This window comes from Hymenobacter sp. APR13, from assembly GCF_000737515.1.
Classification (GTDB): Bacteria; Bacteroidota; Bacteroidia; order Cytophagales; family Hymenobacteraceae; genus Hymenobacter.
Genome location: NZ_CP006587.1, coordinates 3,138,245 through 3,156,198, shown reverse-complemented (window position 1 = coordinate 3,156,198; position 17,954 = coordinate 3,138,245). Strand labels below are relative to the sequence as shown.

Below are 17,954 nucleotides of genomic sequence, written 5' to 3'. Positions count from 1 at the left end.
GGCGCAGGATTGAGCGGCAGCACACGGCTACGCAGAAGCCGCTACCAAACAAAAATGCCGCCAAATGGCGGCATTTCCTAGCTGGCTCCTATTCCGCGGGGCGCAGCGGCAAACTTTCAGCGAATCGGGGAGTGTAGCGGATGCCGCCGAAAAAGTACAACATCACCACGCGGGCGTACCGGAACAGCAATGGCGTCAGGGCAACAACCACTACGGCCACCGCCGTAACGTACACCCAGACCGGCGGGTCGTGGGCCAGGTAAAACAGCAGCACGCCGGTCAGCACCACAATCAGGGTCGAGAAACCGTAGCTGATGTACATGGCTCCCCAGTAAAACCCCACTTCCGGCTCGTAGTGCTGCCCGCAGACCGCGCAGCTTTCATACATATCGTCGAAGCGGGTAAGATGCAGCGCTGAGTAGCGAAACAACGGGCCCCGGTGGCAGCGCGGGCACTTCTGCGCCAGCATGGCCGCCACCGTCGAGTCGGCCCGAGGGGCCACTAGCGGCGCGCCGGCTTCTTAGCCTTGGAGTTGCGGTACCAGAAGTAGCCCACGGCCCCCACCAGCAGGTACGGAATGGCCGCCATGTACAGAATGCCCTTGTTGAGGCCCGAGAAGTCATACCCATCCTTTTCCGTCCGGGCCGACTCCACCTGCGTTTTGCACATGGTGCACTGTGCCGCCGCCGGGCTAGGAGCCAGGCTGAACAGCACGCCCAGCAGAAGGGCGAATACCGAAGTTACAAACAGCTTTTTCATACTCTTACCAACTGCGTTTGTAGGTGAATGGTTTGCCCGGCACGACAAATGGTACTCTTGCTGACAATCCGGCCAGAATGCTGCTCTGGCGGCAGCCCTTCTGCGCACGCTACGTGTAGTACGGCGCAATCATGAAGTACACAATCACGCCCGTCACGGACACGTACAGCCAGATGGGGTAGGTCCATCGTGCAATGCGGCGGTGCTTCTGAAACTGCTCGGTCAGCGCGAAATACAGCGTGAACAGCACAAGCGCCACCGTAATGGCGGCCAGCAGAATATGCGTAATCAGAATGAAGTAGTAGAAGCTCCGGATCAAGCCCTGCCCGCCAAACGTGGTGCTGGGCACCTGCGAGTGGTAAGCCACGTACGACACCAGAAACAGGGAGCCCAACAGAAAGGCCAACCCCATCATGGCGCGGTGCTTGGCAATGTCCTTGCGGCGGATGAAGTAGTAGCCGGCCATCAGCAGCAGCGCCGTCAGGGAGTTGAGCACGGCATTCACGGCCGGCAGCATCTTCACCTGCGCGCCTTCGATGCGGAACACGTTGGGGAAGAAGTGGAGCACCGCCACAGCCACCGGAATGACTGCGCCAAGCACGGCCGCCAGCACCTTGAATTTGGTGTTGCCGCCGGCAGAAGCAGAAGGGTTATTCGTGTTCATAGGAGTAGAGCAGCACGTCGATTTCCGTCATGAGGCGCTCAACGTCTTTGGTTTTGGTGCCGTCGTAGATGCCGCGCACCCGATGGTCGCGGTCTACGAGGTAGAGGTTCTGGCTGTGCTCGATGCCGGGCGCCTGGCCCTTGGGAGCTTCCAGCCGAAACTCATCCGTGATTAACCGGTAAAGCGCCGTTTTGTCTCCGGTCAGGAAAAACCATTTGCCGGCAATGGCACCATACCGCTCGGCGTAGCGCTCCAGCACGGCCGCCGAATCCTGGGCCGGGTCAACGGTAAACGATACCAGCTTCACGCGCGGATCTTTGCGGTACCGCTCCTGCACGCGCGCCATCTGGCTGTTCATGCGCGGGCAGGCTCCGGGGCAGGTGGTGTAGAAGAAGTTGGCCACATACAGGCCGTTGGCCGCCACCTCGCGTTGCGTTACCACCCGGCCGGATTGCGACGTAAACCGGAAATCGGCCAGCTGGTGGAAAACAGTATCGCGCCGCCACTTCCCTTCCACCAGCGTCGAATCGACGCCCGTGGGCAGGTAAGTGGGCAGCGCGTAACGGTTGGTGCCGAACGTGTACAGAAACACAAAGGCCAGCACCGGGACCAACAGCATGAGGCCCAACAACAGGACGTGTTTGGGCCTCATGTAGTTAGTTGAATACGTTCCAGAACGAGTTCTGATAAGAACCTTCCGTCACCAGGGCAATCAGCAGCCAGACGAGCAGGGCCATCGGAATGAGGATCGTCCAGATCAGAGCTTTCACTTCATGCTTCAAGTGCATGAACTCGGCCACGATGAAGAACGCCTTGAAGATCGTCAGGATGATGAAGATGGAGTTGCGGAGCGTGCTCGGATCCATCAGGAATACGAAGACGAATTCCAGGGCCGTGATGCCAACCAGAATCCAGAATGTCCTCCAGATCCAACCGGTGTTTGGCTTGGCGATTTCGCCGGGAGCGGTAGGCTCAGTGCCTGCGTGATTAGCCATTTTAGTGAATGGTTAAATTGTTGAATTGCTAAATGGTTTACGGTTCTGCGAGTCAGTCGAAGGATCAACCATTCAACACTTCAGCCATTAAACAATTTAAACGAGGTAGAAGAAGGTGAAAACGAACACCCACACCAGATCTACAAAGTGCCAGTACAGGCCAATCTTCTCGACCATTTCGTAGTGGCCACGCTTTTCAAAGGTGCCGTTGGTGGTGGCGATAAACGACCACACCAGCAAGCAGACACCCGAGAATACGTGCGTCCCGTGGAAACCGGTGATGAAGAAGAACAGGTCAGCGAACAGCACCGGACCGTACTGGTTCACGGCTAGGTTGGCGCCATATACCGTGGTACCGTCCAGCATCTTGGTGCCAGCATCGGTGCCGTGGATGAAGTGGCTCCACTCCCAAGCCTGCGAACCCAGGAACGTGGCCCCGAACAGGATAGTCCACAACAGCCACTTCTGCACGTCCTTCTTGTCCATGCGGTGGCCGGCTTCTACGGCCAGTACCATCGTCACGGAGCTGAAGATGAGAATCATCGTCATCAGGGCCACAAAGCCCAATGGTACGTCCATGCCGTGCAGGCCGGGGAAACCATTGAATACTTTGTCCGGCACCGGCCAGTAGGCGGTCGAAAACTCGAACGCCTTGCCAGCAGCGGCATCAAATGCCGGGTAGCGGTGGCGGATCAGGCCGTAGGTGGTCAGGAACGCGGCGAACGTGAAGGCGTCCGACAGCAGGAAGAACCACATCATCAGCTTGCCGTAGCTGGCCTTGAAGGGCTCGTTGCCTCCGTCCCAGTTGCCGCTACGCGGCCGGTCGGCGGCGCTGGCAGTAGAGAGGGGCTGCGTCGTGGAAATCGTGGACATACAGTGCGGGGTAAGACGAAACTAGTGGTTCAAAAGTAGGAACAAATACAGGTACAACCAAAGCCCGCCCAGGAAGTGCCAATAGATGGTGCAGTTGGCGATGGGCATCATCTGCCGCGAATGCACCTGATAGCGAAGGGTTTTCAGGTAGGTCTTGACCAGAAAAATCACTCCGGTGATGAGGTGAAATCCATGGACGCCCATCAGTACATACACAAACGAGCCGGAAGGGTTGGCATCTACCCCACCAAAATAGGTGCGGCCAGCCACCAAATCGCCCCATGAGAACCACTGGCCCACCAGAAAGGCGAAGCCCAGCAGCACGGTCAGGCCCATGGCCAGCTTGGCGCGGCCCAGCTCATCGTGCTTGGCCGAGGCGTAGGCCCACTGCATGGTAACGCTGCTCAGCACAATCACAATGGTGTTGTAGAGCAGGCTGATGGGCAGATCAAATTCGCGCCAGTTGCCTTCTTCGCGGCGCACGATGAAGCCGCTGGTGAAGGCCGCGAACATCATGATGATGCTGATGATCATTAGAATCAGCAGCAGCCGCAGCGGGTGCAGCCCGGAGCCGGGCTCTTTGGTTTCTAAGGATTCGGTGGTTTGCATGAAGTATGGGGTTTGTTACTCTCTTTCGGCGGCAGTGGTTTCAGCGTATGTCAGGCATTTCACTACCTCCGGAGCTTTAACAATTAACTGCGCAAAAGAGTCAACCAAGCGGTACGCTTTACTAGAGTTTGTCGAGAACAAGGGCTATCTGCACGATGGGCAGATACAGAAAAGAGCCGAACATGATGCTCATGGCCGCTTTTTTGGAGCAGGTGCGCATCAGGTAGAAGGTCTGCATCAGAAACAGCACCCCGCACACCACCGCTACCAGCGCCGATACTTTGCCGCTAATGCCAAACTGCAGCGGCAGCAGGCTCATAGGAATCAGCAGCAGCGTGTAGGTCATGATCTGGAAGGCCGTACGCAGGTCTTTTCGGCCCGGCGACGGCAGCATCTTAAAGCCCGCAGCCCGATAGTCTTCATCGAGCACCCAGGCAATAGCCCAGAAGTGCGGAAATTGCCACATAAACTGAATGCCGAACAGCACCCAGCCGCCAATGCTGGCGGCGCCGGTAATGGCGTTGGTGGCGGCCACCCACCCGATAAACGGCGGCAGGCCGCCGGGAATGGCGCCCACAAACACACAGATCGGGGAGAGCTGCTTGAGCGGCGTGTAAATGAAGCCGTACAGGATCAGCGAAATCAAGGACAGCGCCGCCGCCAGCGGATTGAAGCAGTAGGCCAGCAGCCCCAACCCAAATGCGCCCAGCACGACGGTGAACACCCAAGCCTCCGCCACCGACAGAACCCCGAGGGGCAGCGGCCGGTTGGCCGTGCGCTTCATCAGCTTGTCGAGGTCTTTTTCGTAGATCTGGTTGATGGTATTGGCCGAACCAGTGATAGCCAGACCTCCTAGCATCACCAGCAGTGCCCGCCCCCAATCGAAGGCATGAGCCCCCAGCAAAAAGCCTATGGCACTGGAGAAGGCGACCGTCAGGGCCAGCCGAAACTTAAGCAGTTGAAAATACGCCCTGGCTTTGATCATCAGAAGTTAAAACAACACGGGCGGCGGAAGGACTCCAAACCGGGCCGCAAAGTTACGCAACAACGCGCGGAATAGCGGCCTGCCCCTGTGTTTTCGTCTGGCGGCGGTAGCGGATAATCGTCAGAAACTGTGCTCCAAAAAGCACGGTGGCCAGCGTCAGGTGCACCGGTTGCACGGCGGCCGGCAGCGCGAAGTAGGCCAGCGTGACACCAGCCGCTATTTCCAGGCCCAGCAGCACAATCACTACGTTGGCCAGGCGCTGCAGGCGCTGGGAGCGAGTCTGGTACAGGCGGAAGGCTACGTACAGGTTCAGCAGCAGCAGCAGCAGCGAAAACGAGCGGTGTACCTTAAACGTCAGGCCCAGCTGCTCCACCCAGTTGGCGCGGCTGCCATAGTCGGCGGCCGCGGCTACTACGTCTATCTGCTCCCGCACCTGGGTGCCCAGAATAATCTGGCCAAAGGTGGCCAGCGTAATCACCCACAGCCACAGGCTAAGGCCCGCTGACGGCGTCCAGAATGGTTCAACATCCTGGCTGTCCTGCCCTACCCGCTGTGAGCGGTCAACAGCATAAATCAGCAGCGCCACAATCAGCAGCGCGACGGCCATGTGCACCGTCACCATTTCAGGCAGCAGGTTAGTAGACACCACCAACGAGCCCAGCCAGCCCTGGAAGCCAGTCAGCAGCAGCGAAAGGAAGGCCAGCCCAAACACCACCGGGTCACGGCGCAGATACGGTAAGGCCAGCAGCACCGTCAGGAAAATGAAAACGCCAATTAAGGCCCCCAGCAGCCGGTTTAGGTACTCAATCCAGGTTTTGGTGGCGTTGAAGTCGGTTTCGATGTATTGCGTGGGGTGGTCAAAAATTTGAGCGGCCACCTGCTTGAATCCCAACTTATCCAGCGTCTTGGCAATGCGCTGGTTTTTGGCTACCCGCTGCTCCGTATAAATTTCCTTGTAGTTGACTGGCAACTGGCCTACCGCCGTGGGTGGCACCCAGGTTCCAAAGCACTTGGGCCAGTCGGGGCAGCCCATACCGGAGCCCGTACTCCGGACGATACCACCGACCAGAATCAGCAGATATACTGCCACCACCGTCAGAATCCCGAAGAAGCGAAACCGCCTCACAAAAGCAGGTTGATTCATAGAAAAAGGGGCCCAACATCTCGTTGTGCCATCAGTCAGAAAAAGGGAGTAGCTACCAGTACTGGCGGCACCCGGACCATCAGTAAAACAGCAATGCAACAGGCTTGGTTTGCCGTAAAACAAAACGGGCCGCCGTAAATACAGCGGCCCGTTTCGGGAAGATTGTCAAATGGTGACTATTCCATTTCGCTCTCGTACGGCAGGTTCGAGGACTGGGTCTTCGAATACGGTACGTTCTGCGGGATGAAGTCGTCTTCAGCACCTGGCTTGCTATAGTCATAGGGCCAACGATACACAGCCGGAATCTCGCCGGGCCAGTTGCCGTGGCCAGGGTTGACAGGCGTGGTCCACTCCAGCGTAGTCGAACGCCAAGGGTTTTCGCTGGCACGACGGCCGCGGAAGATGCTGTAGAAGAAGTTGAAGATGAACACGAACTGAGCGAAGAATGCCAGAATAGCGGCCACCGAAATGAACTTGTTCAGGTCAGCAAACTGGCTGAACGAATCGAAGCCCGTCCAAGCGTAGTAGCGGCGAGGGAAACCGGCGATACCTACGTAGTGCATCGGCAGGAACACCAGATATACACCCACGAAAGTCAACCAGAAGTGGATGTAGCCCAGCTTCTCGTCCATCATGCGGCCAAACATTTTGGGGAACCAGTGATACACACCGGCAAACAGGCCGAAGAACGCCGAGCTACCCATTACCAAGTGGAAGTGAGCTACCACGAAGTAGGTGTTATGCATCTGGATGTCCAGCGCGGCGTTACCGAGGATGATACCCGTCAGACCACCCGAGATGAACAGCGACACGAAACCAATCGAGAACAACATGGCGGTGGTGAAGCGGATGTTACCGCGCCACAGCGTAGCCAGCCAGTTGAAGGTTTTCACGGCCGATGGTACGGCGATGATCAGCGTCAGGAACATGAAGACCGATCCGAGGAAGGGGTTCATGCCCGTTACGAACATATGGTGAGCCCACACGACGAACGACAGCAACGAGATACCCAGCAGCGAGCCAATCATGGCGCGGTAGCCGAAGATCGGTTTACGAGCGTTGGTGGCGAGGATCTCCGACACCATACCCATAGCAGGCATGATTACGATGTACACCTCGGGGTGACCCAGGAACCAGAACAAGTGCTGGAACAGTACCGGCGAACCACCCGTGTTATTCAGAGCCTGACCGGCAATGTAAATATCCGACAGGAAGAACGACGTGCCGAACGAACGGTCGAAGATTAGCAGCAGGGCCGCCGAGAACAGTACCGGGAACGACAACAGGCCCAGGATAGCCGTCAAGAAGAACGACCAGATGGTGAGCGGCAGCTTGCTCATGCTCATGCCGCGGGTACGCAGGTTAATAACTGTAGTGATGTAGTTAACACCACCCAGCAGCTGCGACACGATGAACAGCGCCATCGACACCAGCCACATCGTCATACCCATGCCGGAGCCAGGAATAGCCTGGGGCAGGGCGCTCAGCGGCGGATAGATTGTCCAGCCAGCAGAAGCAGGACCGGTTTCGAGGAACATCGAGGTAAACATGATGATACCGGATACAAAGAAGAACCAGTACGAAAGCATGTTCATAAAGCCCGAAGCCATGTCGCGGGCACCAACCTGCAGCGGAATTAGGAAGTTGGAGAATGTACCCGACAGGCCAGCAGTCAGCACGAAGAACACCATGATGGTGCCGTGCATCGTTACAAGGGCCAGATAGAACTCCGGATTCAGCTTGCCAGCTTCAATCCATTTGCCCAACACAGGCGTCAGCCACTCCATCGTCGACTCGGGCCAGCCGAGCTGCAGACGGAACAAGCTGGAGAGAGTACCACCCAGGATAGCCCAGAAGATACCCGTAATCAGAAACTGCTTGGCAATCACCTTGTGGTCCGTGCTGAACACGTACTTGAACAGCCAGTGCTGATCGTGATGATGATCGTCGTGCAGGTGCTCATCGTGCAAGATGCCTGGCTCGGTTACCCCGATGCCCCCCTGCACTTGAGTGGGAAGATTAGCAGCCATAAAAAGCGTACAAATTAACTGCGTTGAACTAGAGTGAAGCGTTGGCAGCAGGCACCGTCACGGCGGCAGCAGCCTCTTTTACAACCAGCTTTTCCTCTTTCTGTTTGAAAGAAGCCAGCACATCTGGGTTCTGTTCAGAAAAAGATTTTTGCTGACCAAACCAGGCTACGTAGTCGTCCGGCTCGTCCACCACGATGTTGAGCTTCATGGCGAAGTGACCACGGCCACAGATCTGGTTGCAAGCCAGTTCATAGTTGAACTTGGGGTTGCCCAGCTCGGCGCGCATCTCGTCGGTCGTCTTGGTAGGCGTGAACCAGAATTTGGTTGGCATACCAGGCACTGCGTACATCTGCACGCGGAAATGCGGCATATATACTGCGTGCAATACGTCGCGCGAGCGGATCTTCAGCAATACAGGGTGGCCTTTTGGCACGTGGATCTCACCAGCAACAAAGTCATCCAGACCCGTTTTATCGGTCAGGTCGAAGCCGAATTCGTTGGTGGCGTCAATCAGGCGGTAGTTTACTACGCCGAGCTTAAGGTCACGGCCGGGGTAGCGTACAAGCCAGTTGAACTGCTTGCCCATTACTTCCAGCACAACCGAGTCTTTGGGAGCCGGGCCGGTGATACGAGTCCATTCTTTCCAGCCAGCAAACACCAGACCTGCCATCACAATGGCAGGAATTACCGTCCAGATGATTTCGATCTTGTTGTTATGGGGGAAGAAGTAGGCCCGACGACCTTCCTTTTGCTGGTACTTGTAGGAGTAGTAGAACAAAGCTACCTGCGTCAGAACAAACACGATGCCGATGATGATCATCGTGGTCCAGAACATACGCTCCGTTGCCAAGCCGTGAACGGAGGCAATCGGCGGATTCATTTTATTGAAGTTGTCGCCGAACGACCAAGCGAAGGCCGCACCACCGACTACCATAAAGACAATCATCAGCACCGCGTTGACGCGGTTGCTCATCCCAAATTCGCGGGCCGAGCTGCCAGAGAAAATCGAGGTCAGAATCTGGAGGCGGAACAGCAGGCCGAATACGACCAGCAGCAACACCAGTACCAGCAGAATACCAAGAGCAGTCATTGGGTAAGGAAAGAGGTGAGATTTGCGAGGCTGGCAAGGAGAGAAGCAAAAGGAATTTGCCTCTCCCCTGCCGGCACTCATGTCTGATTAGGTGGTGTGATGCACGCTCTCGTCGAGGAACGGATGGTGCAGCGGCACCAGCGAGGCTTGCGCCAGTCGCTTAGTCATGAGCAGCAGGAAGCTACCCAGGAACACCAACGCAACCCCGAACTCAATGATGAACCCGTTATTCTCCTGCATAGTTGCAGGCATGATCATCAAATAGAAGTCAAACCAGTGACCAATCAGAATGGCGATGGTAACGATTTTCAGCATGATCATCTGGCGCTTTGCATCCCGCGTCATCAGAACAAGGAAAGGGAAGGCAAAGTTGATGAGCAGGTTGAAAAAGAACAGCCATGTGTACTGACCGTTGAAGCCGCCCAAGCGCTGGTTGAAGTACACAGCTTCCTCAGGAAGGTTAGCGTACCAGATCAGCATGAACTGCGAGAACCATACGTAGGTCCAGAAGATGCTGAAGCCGAACATAAACTTGCCCAGATCGTGCAGGTGGCCTGCTTTAACCCAGCGCAAGTAGCCGGCATCCTTCAGCAGGATGGTGCACAGCGTGGTGGCAGCAATGCCCGATACCCACCACGAGGCAAATACGTACCAGCCGAACATGGTCGAGAACCAGTGTACGTCAACCGACATCACCCAGTCCCAGGCCGCAATCGACGAGGAAACGGCGAACAGCACGAGGAACAGGGCCGATACGTTGATGCACTTATGGAAATACTCCGTGCCGCCGTTCAGGTCTTCGGCCAGCGACAGGTCGCGCAGCTTTTTGGTGAAGAAAGCCCAGATAGCAATGAAGACGATCATGCGGCCCAGGTAAAACGGCATGTTCAGGAAGCCCGACTTACCAGCAATGATGGCGTCGTAAGTTTCGCTGCCCTTCTCCATTATGCCCGGCACCGTCCAGTGGAAGATGTCGTTGTTGATCAGGCCCAGGCAGAAGATGATAACCATCAACACACCGCCCGGAATTACCCAGGCGCTGAGGGCCTCATATACCCGCTTAATCAGAACTGACCAGCCGGCGTAGGCTACATATTGGATGGCCATGAATACCGTGCCCACTACCGATACCCCGGTGAAGAATACGTTGTTGTGCCAAAGGCTTACAATCAGGCGCTTCAGCCAAAGCGGGCTGCCGTGGTGGCCGCCTGCATGACCAGCAGTAGCACCGTGGGCACCAGCAGCGCCTTCAGCGTGCTCCGCGCCGATGTTGAAGTAAGCGACAATCAGACCCGTCACTAGCAGCAGAACGCCCGCCAGGATGATCATCATGAATTTCTTGCGAGTACCGGCTGAAATCTCCAGGTATTCCGCCGTAACGCCTTCGTGTTGCGTCAGAGTTGCCATAGTGGATTAGTTTGCGGTGCCGTTACGTGCCTGGTCTCCTTGGCCCGGAGTTTCCGAGCCTTTGTCTGCCTGCGCTTCCTGAACAGGCGCCTGCGTTTGCGTGTCAGTGGTCTGCGACGAGTCGGCTGCGGCTACACCAGCAGCTGAGGCGCCGTTGGCTTTCAGCAGGTCGGCTACGCCATCAGCACCTTTGCCCAGTTGCAGTGCGCGAACGTACATGGCAATCTTCCAGCGCTCTTCAGGGTTTACCTGCGAGCCGTGCGGCATCATGCGGTTGCGGCCCCATTGAATGACGTGGTAGATGTGCCCGTCGTTCATGGTTTTGTAAGCGCCAGCCGAGTAGTTCGGTACACCTTTGAACTTGATGCCTACCGGACCTTGGCCGTCGCCCTGCTCACCGTGGCAGTGCTGGCAGTTGCGCACATACAGCGACTTGCCTTCCTCCAAATTCTCCTTGGTATAGGAGTACGGGTTGCGCAGCTTGGTTTCAGCAGTAGCCACATCGTCTTTGGCGATGTGTGAGTAATACTCGGCTTTGCCGCGGGCCACGGTGCCCACCACGGGGGTGCGCTCGTTGATGCCCATCGGGTTTACCGTATTGGCATTCACCTGACGCAGGGGGTCGTACGGAATAGATTCGTACATCTCCGGAGCGTACTCAATGCCAGGATCATCGGCGCGGTTGCAGCCGGTGGTCAGCACCGAGGCAAACAGAATTGCCGACGCTTGCAGACCTAGTTTCAGCGAATGCGTCATTAGAATTTGGTCATTTCTTTTTCGTTCACCTCTGAGGCGCCGTTGGCGCGCAGCAGCTGCGTCAGATGGTTCAGGTCGGTCTTCTCGTTCAGTTCGATGGCCATCACAAACTTGTCGTCGGTGGAGCGCACGTCCAGAACGGGCGTCTTCCAGCGGGGGTACAGCTTGCTGATGGTATAGAAGGTAATCACCATGCCATGGCAGCAGAAGAATACCGTCAATTCGAAGGATACCGGAATGAAGGCCGGCAACGCGATGTGCGGCTTACCACCGATGATCATCGGCCAGTCGAAACCGAGCGTGTAGATCTGCAGCCACAGGGCGAAGCACAGACCAACCAGCCCGTAGAAGAACGCGGCGATGGGCAGCCGCGACCGTTCGATGCCGAGGGCATCGTCGATGCCGTGGATGGGGAACGGGGTGAAGACTTCGTAGATTTTCACGCCCGCTTCGCGGACGTTTTCAACGGCGTGCAGCAGCACGTCTTCGTCTTCGAAGATGCCGAGGGCGAAGCGCTTAGTCATGCTTATCGTAGTTTATGGGAGCCGAAGCCGGCACGCCGTGGGTGGCGGGTTGATGAACTGCGTGGTGATGCGGGTCGTGGCCGGTGTACGTCGGGCCGTTATCGACCGTGTACTTCAGTACCGACTTTACTTCTGCCATGTTGATTACTGGGAAGAACTTGGCAAACAGCAGGAACAAGGTGAAGAATAGACCCAGCGTACCAACATAGATACCGATGTCGATGATGCTAGGCGAGAACATAGCCCAGCTCGATGGCAGGTAGTCGCGGTGCAGCGAGGTTACGATAATCACGAAACGCTCGAACCACATACCGATGTTTACGATGATCGACAGGATGAACGTCAGCGGAATGCTGTAGCGCACCCGACGAATCCACACCAGCTGAGGCGTAATTACGTTGCAGGTCATCATCGACCAGTAAGCCCACCAGTAAGGACCGGTTGCGCGGTTGATGAAGGCGTACTGCTCGAACTCAACGCCCGAGTACCAAGCAATGAAGAACTCGGTGATGTAGGCTACCCCTACGATCGAGCCGGTCACCATCATGATTTTGTTCATGAGGGCAATGTGCTCCAGCGTGATGTAGTCTTCCAGCTTGAATACTACGCGGGTAATGAGCATCAGCGTCAGTACCATGGCGAAACCCGAGAAGATAGCGCCCGCTACGAAGTAGGGAGGGAAGATGGTGGTGTGCCAGCCTGGTACTACCGAGGTGGCAAAGTCCATCGATACGATGGTGTGTACCGAGAGTACCAGCGGGGTCGAAACACCTGCCAGAATCAACGACACCGTTTCGTAGCGGCTCCAGTGCTTGGCCGAGCCTTTCCAGCCCATGCTCAGCAGCGAGTAAGCTACTTTGGCAATCGGACCTTTAGCCCGGTCACGGATGGTGGCGAAGTCAGGTACCAGACCCGTGTACCAGAACACCAGCGACACCGTGAAGTAGGTCGAGATGGCGAATACGTCCCAGAGGAGCGGCGAATTGAAGTTCACCCACAGCGAGCCCAGCGTGTTCTGCAGCGGGAACACATAGAAGGCGAGCCAAGGACGGCCCATGTGCAGTACCGGGAACATGGCCGCGCAGATTACTGCGAAAATGGTCATGGCCTCAGCAGCCCGGTTGATGGAGGTACGCCACTTCTGGCGGAACAGCAGCAGTACTGCCGAAATCAGGGTGCCGGCGTGGCCGATACCTACCCACCATACGAAGTTGGTGATGTCCCAGGCCCAGCCAACGGTTTTGTTCAGGCCCCATTCGCCGATGCCGTACCACAAGGTGCGGTACACGGAGTAGAAGAATACGCCAAGGAAGAAGAGAGCCACGGCCAGGGCGGCCATCCAACGGACGTTGGGAGCGGCTTCTACCTGGCGGCACACGTCCTGAGTGACGTCGTGGTACGTTTTCCCCCCGGTTACGAGCGGCTCCCGTACAGGCGATACGTGCTGCATAGTTTTAGAATTTTGGGTCTTGGGAACTTAGGGGCTCAGCTTTTTGCGGCAGTGGTATCTGGTAAAACCAAGACCCCAAACTCCCAAGCCCCCAACTACTGATTTACGCGTTGCGAACTTCTTCCGTGTTGCGGATTTTCGTCAAATAGGTCATGTTCGGCTGCACGTTGATGGCGTCGAGCACGTGGAACGCACGCTCACCGTCTTCCCGACGCAACAGCTTGGACAGACGCGACTCGGGGTCACGCATGTCGCCGAATACGATAGCCTGCGTGGGGCAGGACTGGGCGCAGGCCGAAACAATCTCGCCATCCTTCGGACGACGCTTTTCCTTTTTGGCTTCGAGCTTGCCGAGCTGGATACGCTGCACGCAGAGCGAGCATTTCTCCATCACACCACGGGCACGTACCGTTACGTCCGGGTTCAGCACCATGCGGCCGAGGTCGGTGAACATGTGGCCGTTCACGGCTTCGAACTTCTCGTTGGAGTAGTACGAGAACCAGTTGAAGCGACGCACCTTGTACGGGCAGTTGTTAGCGCAATAGCGGGTACCAACGCAACGGTTGTAGGTCATCTGGTTGAGACCTTCCGAGCTGTGGGTGGTAGCCAGTACGGGGCACACCGTTTCGCACGGAGCGTGGTTGCAGTGCTGGCACATCATCGGCTGGAAGATAACCGAGGGGTTCTCGGAAGGGTCTTCCATAGCGGCGTAGGTCGCCAGCTTGCCTTTGGTTTCGAAGTCCTCCTTGCTGGCGTCGGAGCTGTAGTAGCGGTCGATGCGCATCCAGTGCATCTCGCGGCGGTTGATAACCTCCTGCTTGCCTACTACGGCCACGTTGTTTTCAGCCTGGCACCCAACTACGCACGAGCCGCAGCCGATGCAGGAGTTGAGGTCGATGGCCATGCCCCAGTGGTGGTTCTTGTACTCATAGTCCTGCCACAGCGAAACCTTATTAGGTTTCACGTTGCCTTCCGGCGTCGTGAGCAGCTCGTACTCGGTTACCTCTTTCGGGTTTTTGATGTACTGGGCCAGCGTCGACTCCTGCACCACCGGCTTGCGGTCCATGATGGTGTGGTGGGTCTGGGTCTGGGCGATAGGCGAGGTAGCACCGGTTTTCTCCAGCGTCACCGAGTTGGAGTACTGAACAGCACCGTTGCGCATTACTGCCAAGGGCAGTACGTTCTCCCCTACTTTGTCGCCTACTTTGCCAGCTTTCGTGCGGCCGTAGCCAAGGGCAATCGAAACCGAGCCAGCGGCCTGGCCGGGCTGAATCAGTACGGGCAGCTCAATGGACTTGCCATTGGCCGTTACTTTCAGCACGTCGCCTTGGGCCCAGCCTTTTTCCTCGGCCATCTTGCGCGGCACGGCCACGTAGTTGCCCCAGGTGGCTTTCGATACCGGGTCGGGCAGCTCCTGCAGCCAGGGGTTGTTGCCTTCCGAGCCGTTGCCCACGCCTACTTTCTCGTAGATAAAAAGCTCCGTGCCCGTGAGCTTGGGAGCCGAATTGATAGCGCTGATGGCTTCGGCGGCACCCATAGCAGCACCTTGTGCAGGAGTAGCAGCCAAGGCCGAGCCCATGGCTACACCATCGTGTACAGCCTTGTCCCAGGCTTTGGCATCACCGCCGGTTATGGCCTGCCACTGAGTGCGGAGGTAGTTGTAATAGCTGGTTGGGTTACCGGCCCAAGTCAGCAGCGAATCCTGCGCCTGACGCGTGGCAAACAGCGGTGAAATCACCGGCTGGGCCAGGCTCAGGTAGCCACGCTTCGGCTCGTAGTCGTTCCACGACTCCATCCAGTGGTGGTCGGGAGCGGCGTAGGTGCACAGGCTGCCGGTTTCGTCGAGACGGTCGTTCAGCGAAATGGTGGTTTTCACTTTGCCACCTTTCAGCGCTTCGGCCAACTGAGCACCCATGGGGTGGTCGAACACAGGGTTGGCGTGGTAGAAAATCACCGTAGCAATCTGGCCACCGATGATATCCTTCACCAGCCGGTCCATGCGGGCGTCGTCGCCCTGGCGCACCATCGAGGGCGTGGACACGTCGACGGCAGCACTGCCGAGGCTCTGGTTGATGGCGGTAACGAGGGCCTGAACAGCCGGGTCGTTGGAACCTGAAACCACGAGGCCACGGCTGCCAGCTGCTTTCAGGTCAGCAACGGCCTTTTTTAGCTGTGGGCTGCCAGCAGCAGCGCCGCCAGCAATACCGTTGTAGAGGGCAATGGCGGTAGCGCCCATTTCCGAAGGCTTCACCGGCACCCGTACATCGGCGTTGGAGCCGGTCAGGGTCAGGGCGCTTTCGAACTGGTAGTGGCGCGACATGGAGCGCTTGTCGGAGCTAACCTTGCGGTTGGTCACGTACTGGCGCGCGAATTCTACTGGCGAAATCCAGGTACCGAGGAAGTCGGCACCGAGGCTTACAATAATGTCGGCTTTGCTGAAATCGTAGCTGGGTAGCACCCCGCCATTGGCGCGGAGCAGGCCCGAAGCCGAATTCACGTCATACATGACGTGCTCGGTACCAGCATAGCGGCTCGCGAATTCAGCAATAACTTTCTTGGTGCTGGGGCTGATGATGGTCGGCGACACGATGGCGACGCGTCCACCCGCGGCCAGAGCCGTGCGGATTTCCTGGTCAACCTGGTCTTTGTCCTTCTTCGCGCCTTTGATAGCGAAGTGCTGCAGACGAGCACCGTCGTAGAGGCTCAGAACCGAAGCCTGGGCGCGGGCCGACAGGCCACCACGCGTAATCGGCGACTCGGGGTTGCCTTCCAGCTTGATCGGACGACCCTCGCGGGTCTTCACCAGCACGCTGTTGTAGTCCTGGCCCGTGAAATAAGTGGAAGCGTAGAAGTTGGCGATGCCTGGATCTACTTCTTCCGGCTTATTCAGGTAAGGAATAGCCTTTTTGATGGGGGTTTCGCAGCTGGCGAGGGTAGCGGCGGCCAGGCCGAAGCCCATGAGCTTGAGGAAGTCGCGGCGCGGGGCTACCGTAGCGTCGGAAGAGCCATAGGTTTCCTTCACCGGCAGGAAGTCTGCAAACTCGGTGAGTGCATTCTTCATGAACTCCGGTGAGTTCTCCAGTTCCTCAATTCCCTTCCAGTACTTGGGCGACTCTTGCATTTGTTATGGGGACTTAGGGTCTTGCGGGCGCGGGCCGGGTTTTCTGAGTCGGCGCCGCCGGCAAGTTGAAGGCTTTTTTTAAGGGCGTTTCGGCGGAGAATCCTGCGCTGCCGGGAAGATAAGCTTTCCGGCGGCGCAGGATTCAGTCAGGCGATTAATAGTGGCACTTCGAGCACTCCGTGCCGCCGTTCGACGACACCGTGAAAGGAGCGGCACCATTGGCGCTGTCGTGCAGCTTCACCAGGTTGTTGTAGTAGCCGTTGCCCTTCGTGTTGAGCGGAGTTTCGCGGTGGCAGTTGATGCACCAGCCCATGGTCAGGGCCGAGTACTGATACACTACTTCCATGTTCTGGATCGGACCGTGGCAGGTCTGGCACTCGATACCACCCACTTGCGTGTGCTGCGAGTGGTTGAAGTACGCCAGATCGGGCAGGTTGTGCACACGCACCCACTGGATAGGCTGCTTGCGCTCAATAGCGCGGTAGATCTTCTTGATTTCGGGCGACTCCGTCTTGATCTGCGAGTGGCAGTTCATGCAGATGTTGGCCGAAGGAATGTTAGCCGACTTGCTCTTGTACACCGAGGTGTGGCAGTAAGCGCAGTTGATCTGGTTTTCACCGGCGTGCAGTTTGTGCGAGAAGGCAATTGGCTGGGTAGGCTGGTAGCCCTGGGTCAGGCCCACACCCATGGCACCCTGTACCGAAGTATAGAGGATAGCCAGCACGAATACCACACCGGCAATGCCGCGCAGTACCGGCGACTTGTAGAGCTTGCTCCAATCGGTGCGCTGCTCCAGCACTTCCACGTCGCGACCGTCGAGGTCTTTGCGGCCGCGGAGCACGTCCTTCATAATGTTGGCAATGATAACCAGCGTTACCACCAGCACAATCAGCACCACTACCAGTACGATGAGCAGGATATCCATGTATTTGCCACCGCCGGCTTCGCCATTGGCAGCGTCCGTGCCGTCAACTGCGGCTTTGTCGCCGTCGCCGGGCTTGATGCCGGTTGCACCACCAGGGGCGCCAGCAGTTTTACCTTCTTCAGCCGTAACGTAGGCCAGAATCGAGGTAATCTCCGTGTCGCTCAGCTGGAAGCTGGGCATCTGCTGCTTCTGGTACTGGTTGTAGATTTTCACGGCGTACTCGTCGCCGCTGGCTACTACTTTGCTGGAATTCTTGATCCATGGAATCAACCAGGATACCGGACGGCGCTTGGTGATACCGGCCAGAGCCGGACCAACCACCACGTCGTTGATGGCGTGGCACTGGGCGCAGTTGCCTTTAAAAAGGGCATCGCCGGCGGCAATGGCGGCAGCATCACCACCGCCAGCAGCGGGGGCAGTAGCCGTGGCGGGAGTGGCGGCAGCCGTAGCGCCGGGTGCCACACCTTCTTTGCTCACGGCCGGGGCCGACCCAACATCCTGCGCCGAAGAGTTACCTACGGCAGCAAACGTCAGGAAAAGAGCGAGAAAGAGGCGGGAAAGGGGACGAAGTCGGATGCTATTCATAGCACAAATTGACTGGAAAAAAGAAACGCGGGGGGTG

General features: G+C 57.3%; 17 protein-coding genes. All 17 read right to left on the bottom strand.

Annotated features, from left to right (window positions below):
* Positions 1-88: 88 nt before the first annotated feature.
* The gene (locus N008_RS13255) at positions 89-502 is read right to left on the bottom strand and encodes a DUF983 domain-containing protein (RefSeq protein WP_231569709.1); all 414 of its coding nucleotides are present in this window, start codon (positions 500-502) and stop codon (positions 89-91) included.
* Positions 502-759: a hypothetical protein gene (locus tag N008_RS13250; protein WP_044016643.1), complete on the bottom strand. Its 258-nt coding sequence runs from the start codon at positions 757-759 to the stop codon at positions 502-504. Before N008_RS13250 ends, N008_RS13255 begins: the two co-directional genes overlap by 1 nt.
* A gap of 109 nt (positions 760-868) precedes the next feature.
* Positions 869-1,423 (bottom strand): DUF420 domain-containing protein, encoded by a 555-nt coding sequence (locus N008_RS13245; protein WP_044016642.1) that lies wholly within the window; start codon positions 1,421-1,423, stop codon positions 869-871.
* Positions 1,410-2,042, bottom strand: coding sequence for an SCO family protein (locus N008_RS13240; protein WP_052381529.1), 633 nt, complete (start codon positions 2,040-2,042; stop codon positions 1,410-1,412). The genes N008_RS13245 and N008_RS13240 overlap by 14 nt, the downstream gene beginning before the upstream one ends.
* 37 nt (positions 2,043-2,079) lie before the next feature.
* Complete coding sequence (locus N008_RS13235; protein ID WP_044016638.1) at positions 2,080-2,418, bottom strand: cytochrome C oxidase subunit IV family protein; 339 nt, start codon at positions 2,416-2,418, stop codon at positions 2,080-2,082.
* A 96-nt stretch (positions 2,419-2,514) separates the two neighbouring features.
* Positions 2,515-3,291, bottom strand: a complete 777-nt coding sequence (locus N008_RS13230) for a cytochrome c oxidase subunit 3 (RefSeq protein WP_044016636.1) — start codon at positions 3,289-3,291, stop codon at positions 2,515-2,517.
* A 21-nt stretch (positions 3,292-3,312) separates the two neighbouring features.
* Entirely contained in the window at positions 3,313-3,900 is a 588-nt protein-coding gene (locus N008_RS13225; protein WP_044016634.1) for a heme-copper oxidase subunit III, read from the bottom strand.
* 121 nt (positions 3,901-4,021) lie between these two features.
* The gene (gene cyoE, locus N008_RS13220) at positions 4,022-4,885 is read right to left on the bottom strand and encodes a heme o synthase (RefSeq protein ID WP_052381528.1); all 864 of its coding nucleotides are present in this window, start codon (positions 4,883-4,885) and stop codon (positions 4,022-4,024) included.
* A gap of 52 nt (positions 4,886-4,937) precedes the next feature.
* Positions 4,938-6,029 (bottom strand): COX15/CtaA family protein, encoded by a 1,092-nt coding sequence (locus N008_RS13215; RefSeq protein ID WP_044016630.1) that lies wholly within the window; start codon positions 6,027-6,029, stop codon positions 4,938-4,940.
* Between the two features lie 176 nt (positions 6,030-6,205).
* Positions 6,206-8,059, bottom strand: coding sequence for a cbb3-type cytochrome c oxidase subunit I (locus N008_RS13210; protein ID WP_156109312.1), 1,854 nt, complete (start codon positions 8,057-8,059; stop codon positions 6,206-6,208).
* A gap of 28 nt (positions 8,060-8,087) precedes the next feature.
* Positions 8,088-9,119, bottom strand: coding sequence for a cytochrome c oxidase subunit II (locus N008_RS13205; RefSeq protein WP_316963289.1), 1,032 nt, complete (start codon positions 9,117-9,119; stop codon positions 8,088-8,090).
* A gap of 117 nt (positions 9,120-9,236) precedes the next feature.
* The gene (locus tag N008_RS13200) at positions 9,237-10,556 is read right to left on the bottom strand and encodes a hypothetical protein (RefSeq protein WP_044016627.1); all 1,320 of its coding nucleotides are present in this window, start codon (positions 10,554-10,556) and stop codon (positions 9,237-9,239) included.
* Between the two features lie 6 nt (positions 10,557-10,562).
* The gene (locus N008_RS13195; RefSeq protein WP_052381526.1) at positions 10,563-11,312 is read right to left on the bottom strand and encodes a c-type cytochrome; all 750 of its coding nucleotides are present in this window, start codon (positions 11,310-11,312) and stop codon (positions 10,563-10,565) included.
* A complete protein-coding gene (locus N008_RS13190) occupies positions 11,312-11,836 on the bottom strand; it encodes a DUF3341 domain-containing protein (protein WP_044016625.1) in 525 nt (174 codons plus the stop codon). The genes N008_RS13195 and N008_RS13190 overlap by 1 nt, the downstream gene beginning before the upstream one ends.
* The gene (gene nrfD / locus N008_RS13185; RefSeq protein WP_081910791.1) at positions 11,829-13,286 is read right to left on the bottom strand and encodes an NrfD/PsrC family molybdoenzyme membrane anchor subunit; all 1,458 of its coding nucleotides are present in this window, start codon (positions 13,284-13,286) and stop codon (positions 11,829-11,831) included. The genes N008_RS13190 and nrfD overlap by 8 nt, the downstream gene beginning before the upstream one ends.
* Before the next feature lie 103 nt (positions 13,287-13,389).
* Positions 13,390-16,407, bottom strand: coding sequence for a TAT-variant-translocated molybdopterin oxidoreductase (locus N008_RS13180; protein ID WP_044016623.1), 3,018 nt, complete (start codon positions 16,405-16,407; stop codon positions 13,390-13,392).
* Between the two features lie 154 nt (positions 16,408-16,561).
* Entirely contained in the window at positions 16,562-17,917 is a 1,356-nt protein-coding gene (locus N008_RS13175) for a c-type cytochrome (RefSeq protein ID WP_081910790.1), read from the bottom strand.
* Positions 17,918-17,954 lie beyond the last annotated feature (37 nt).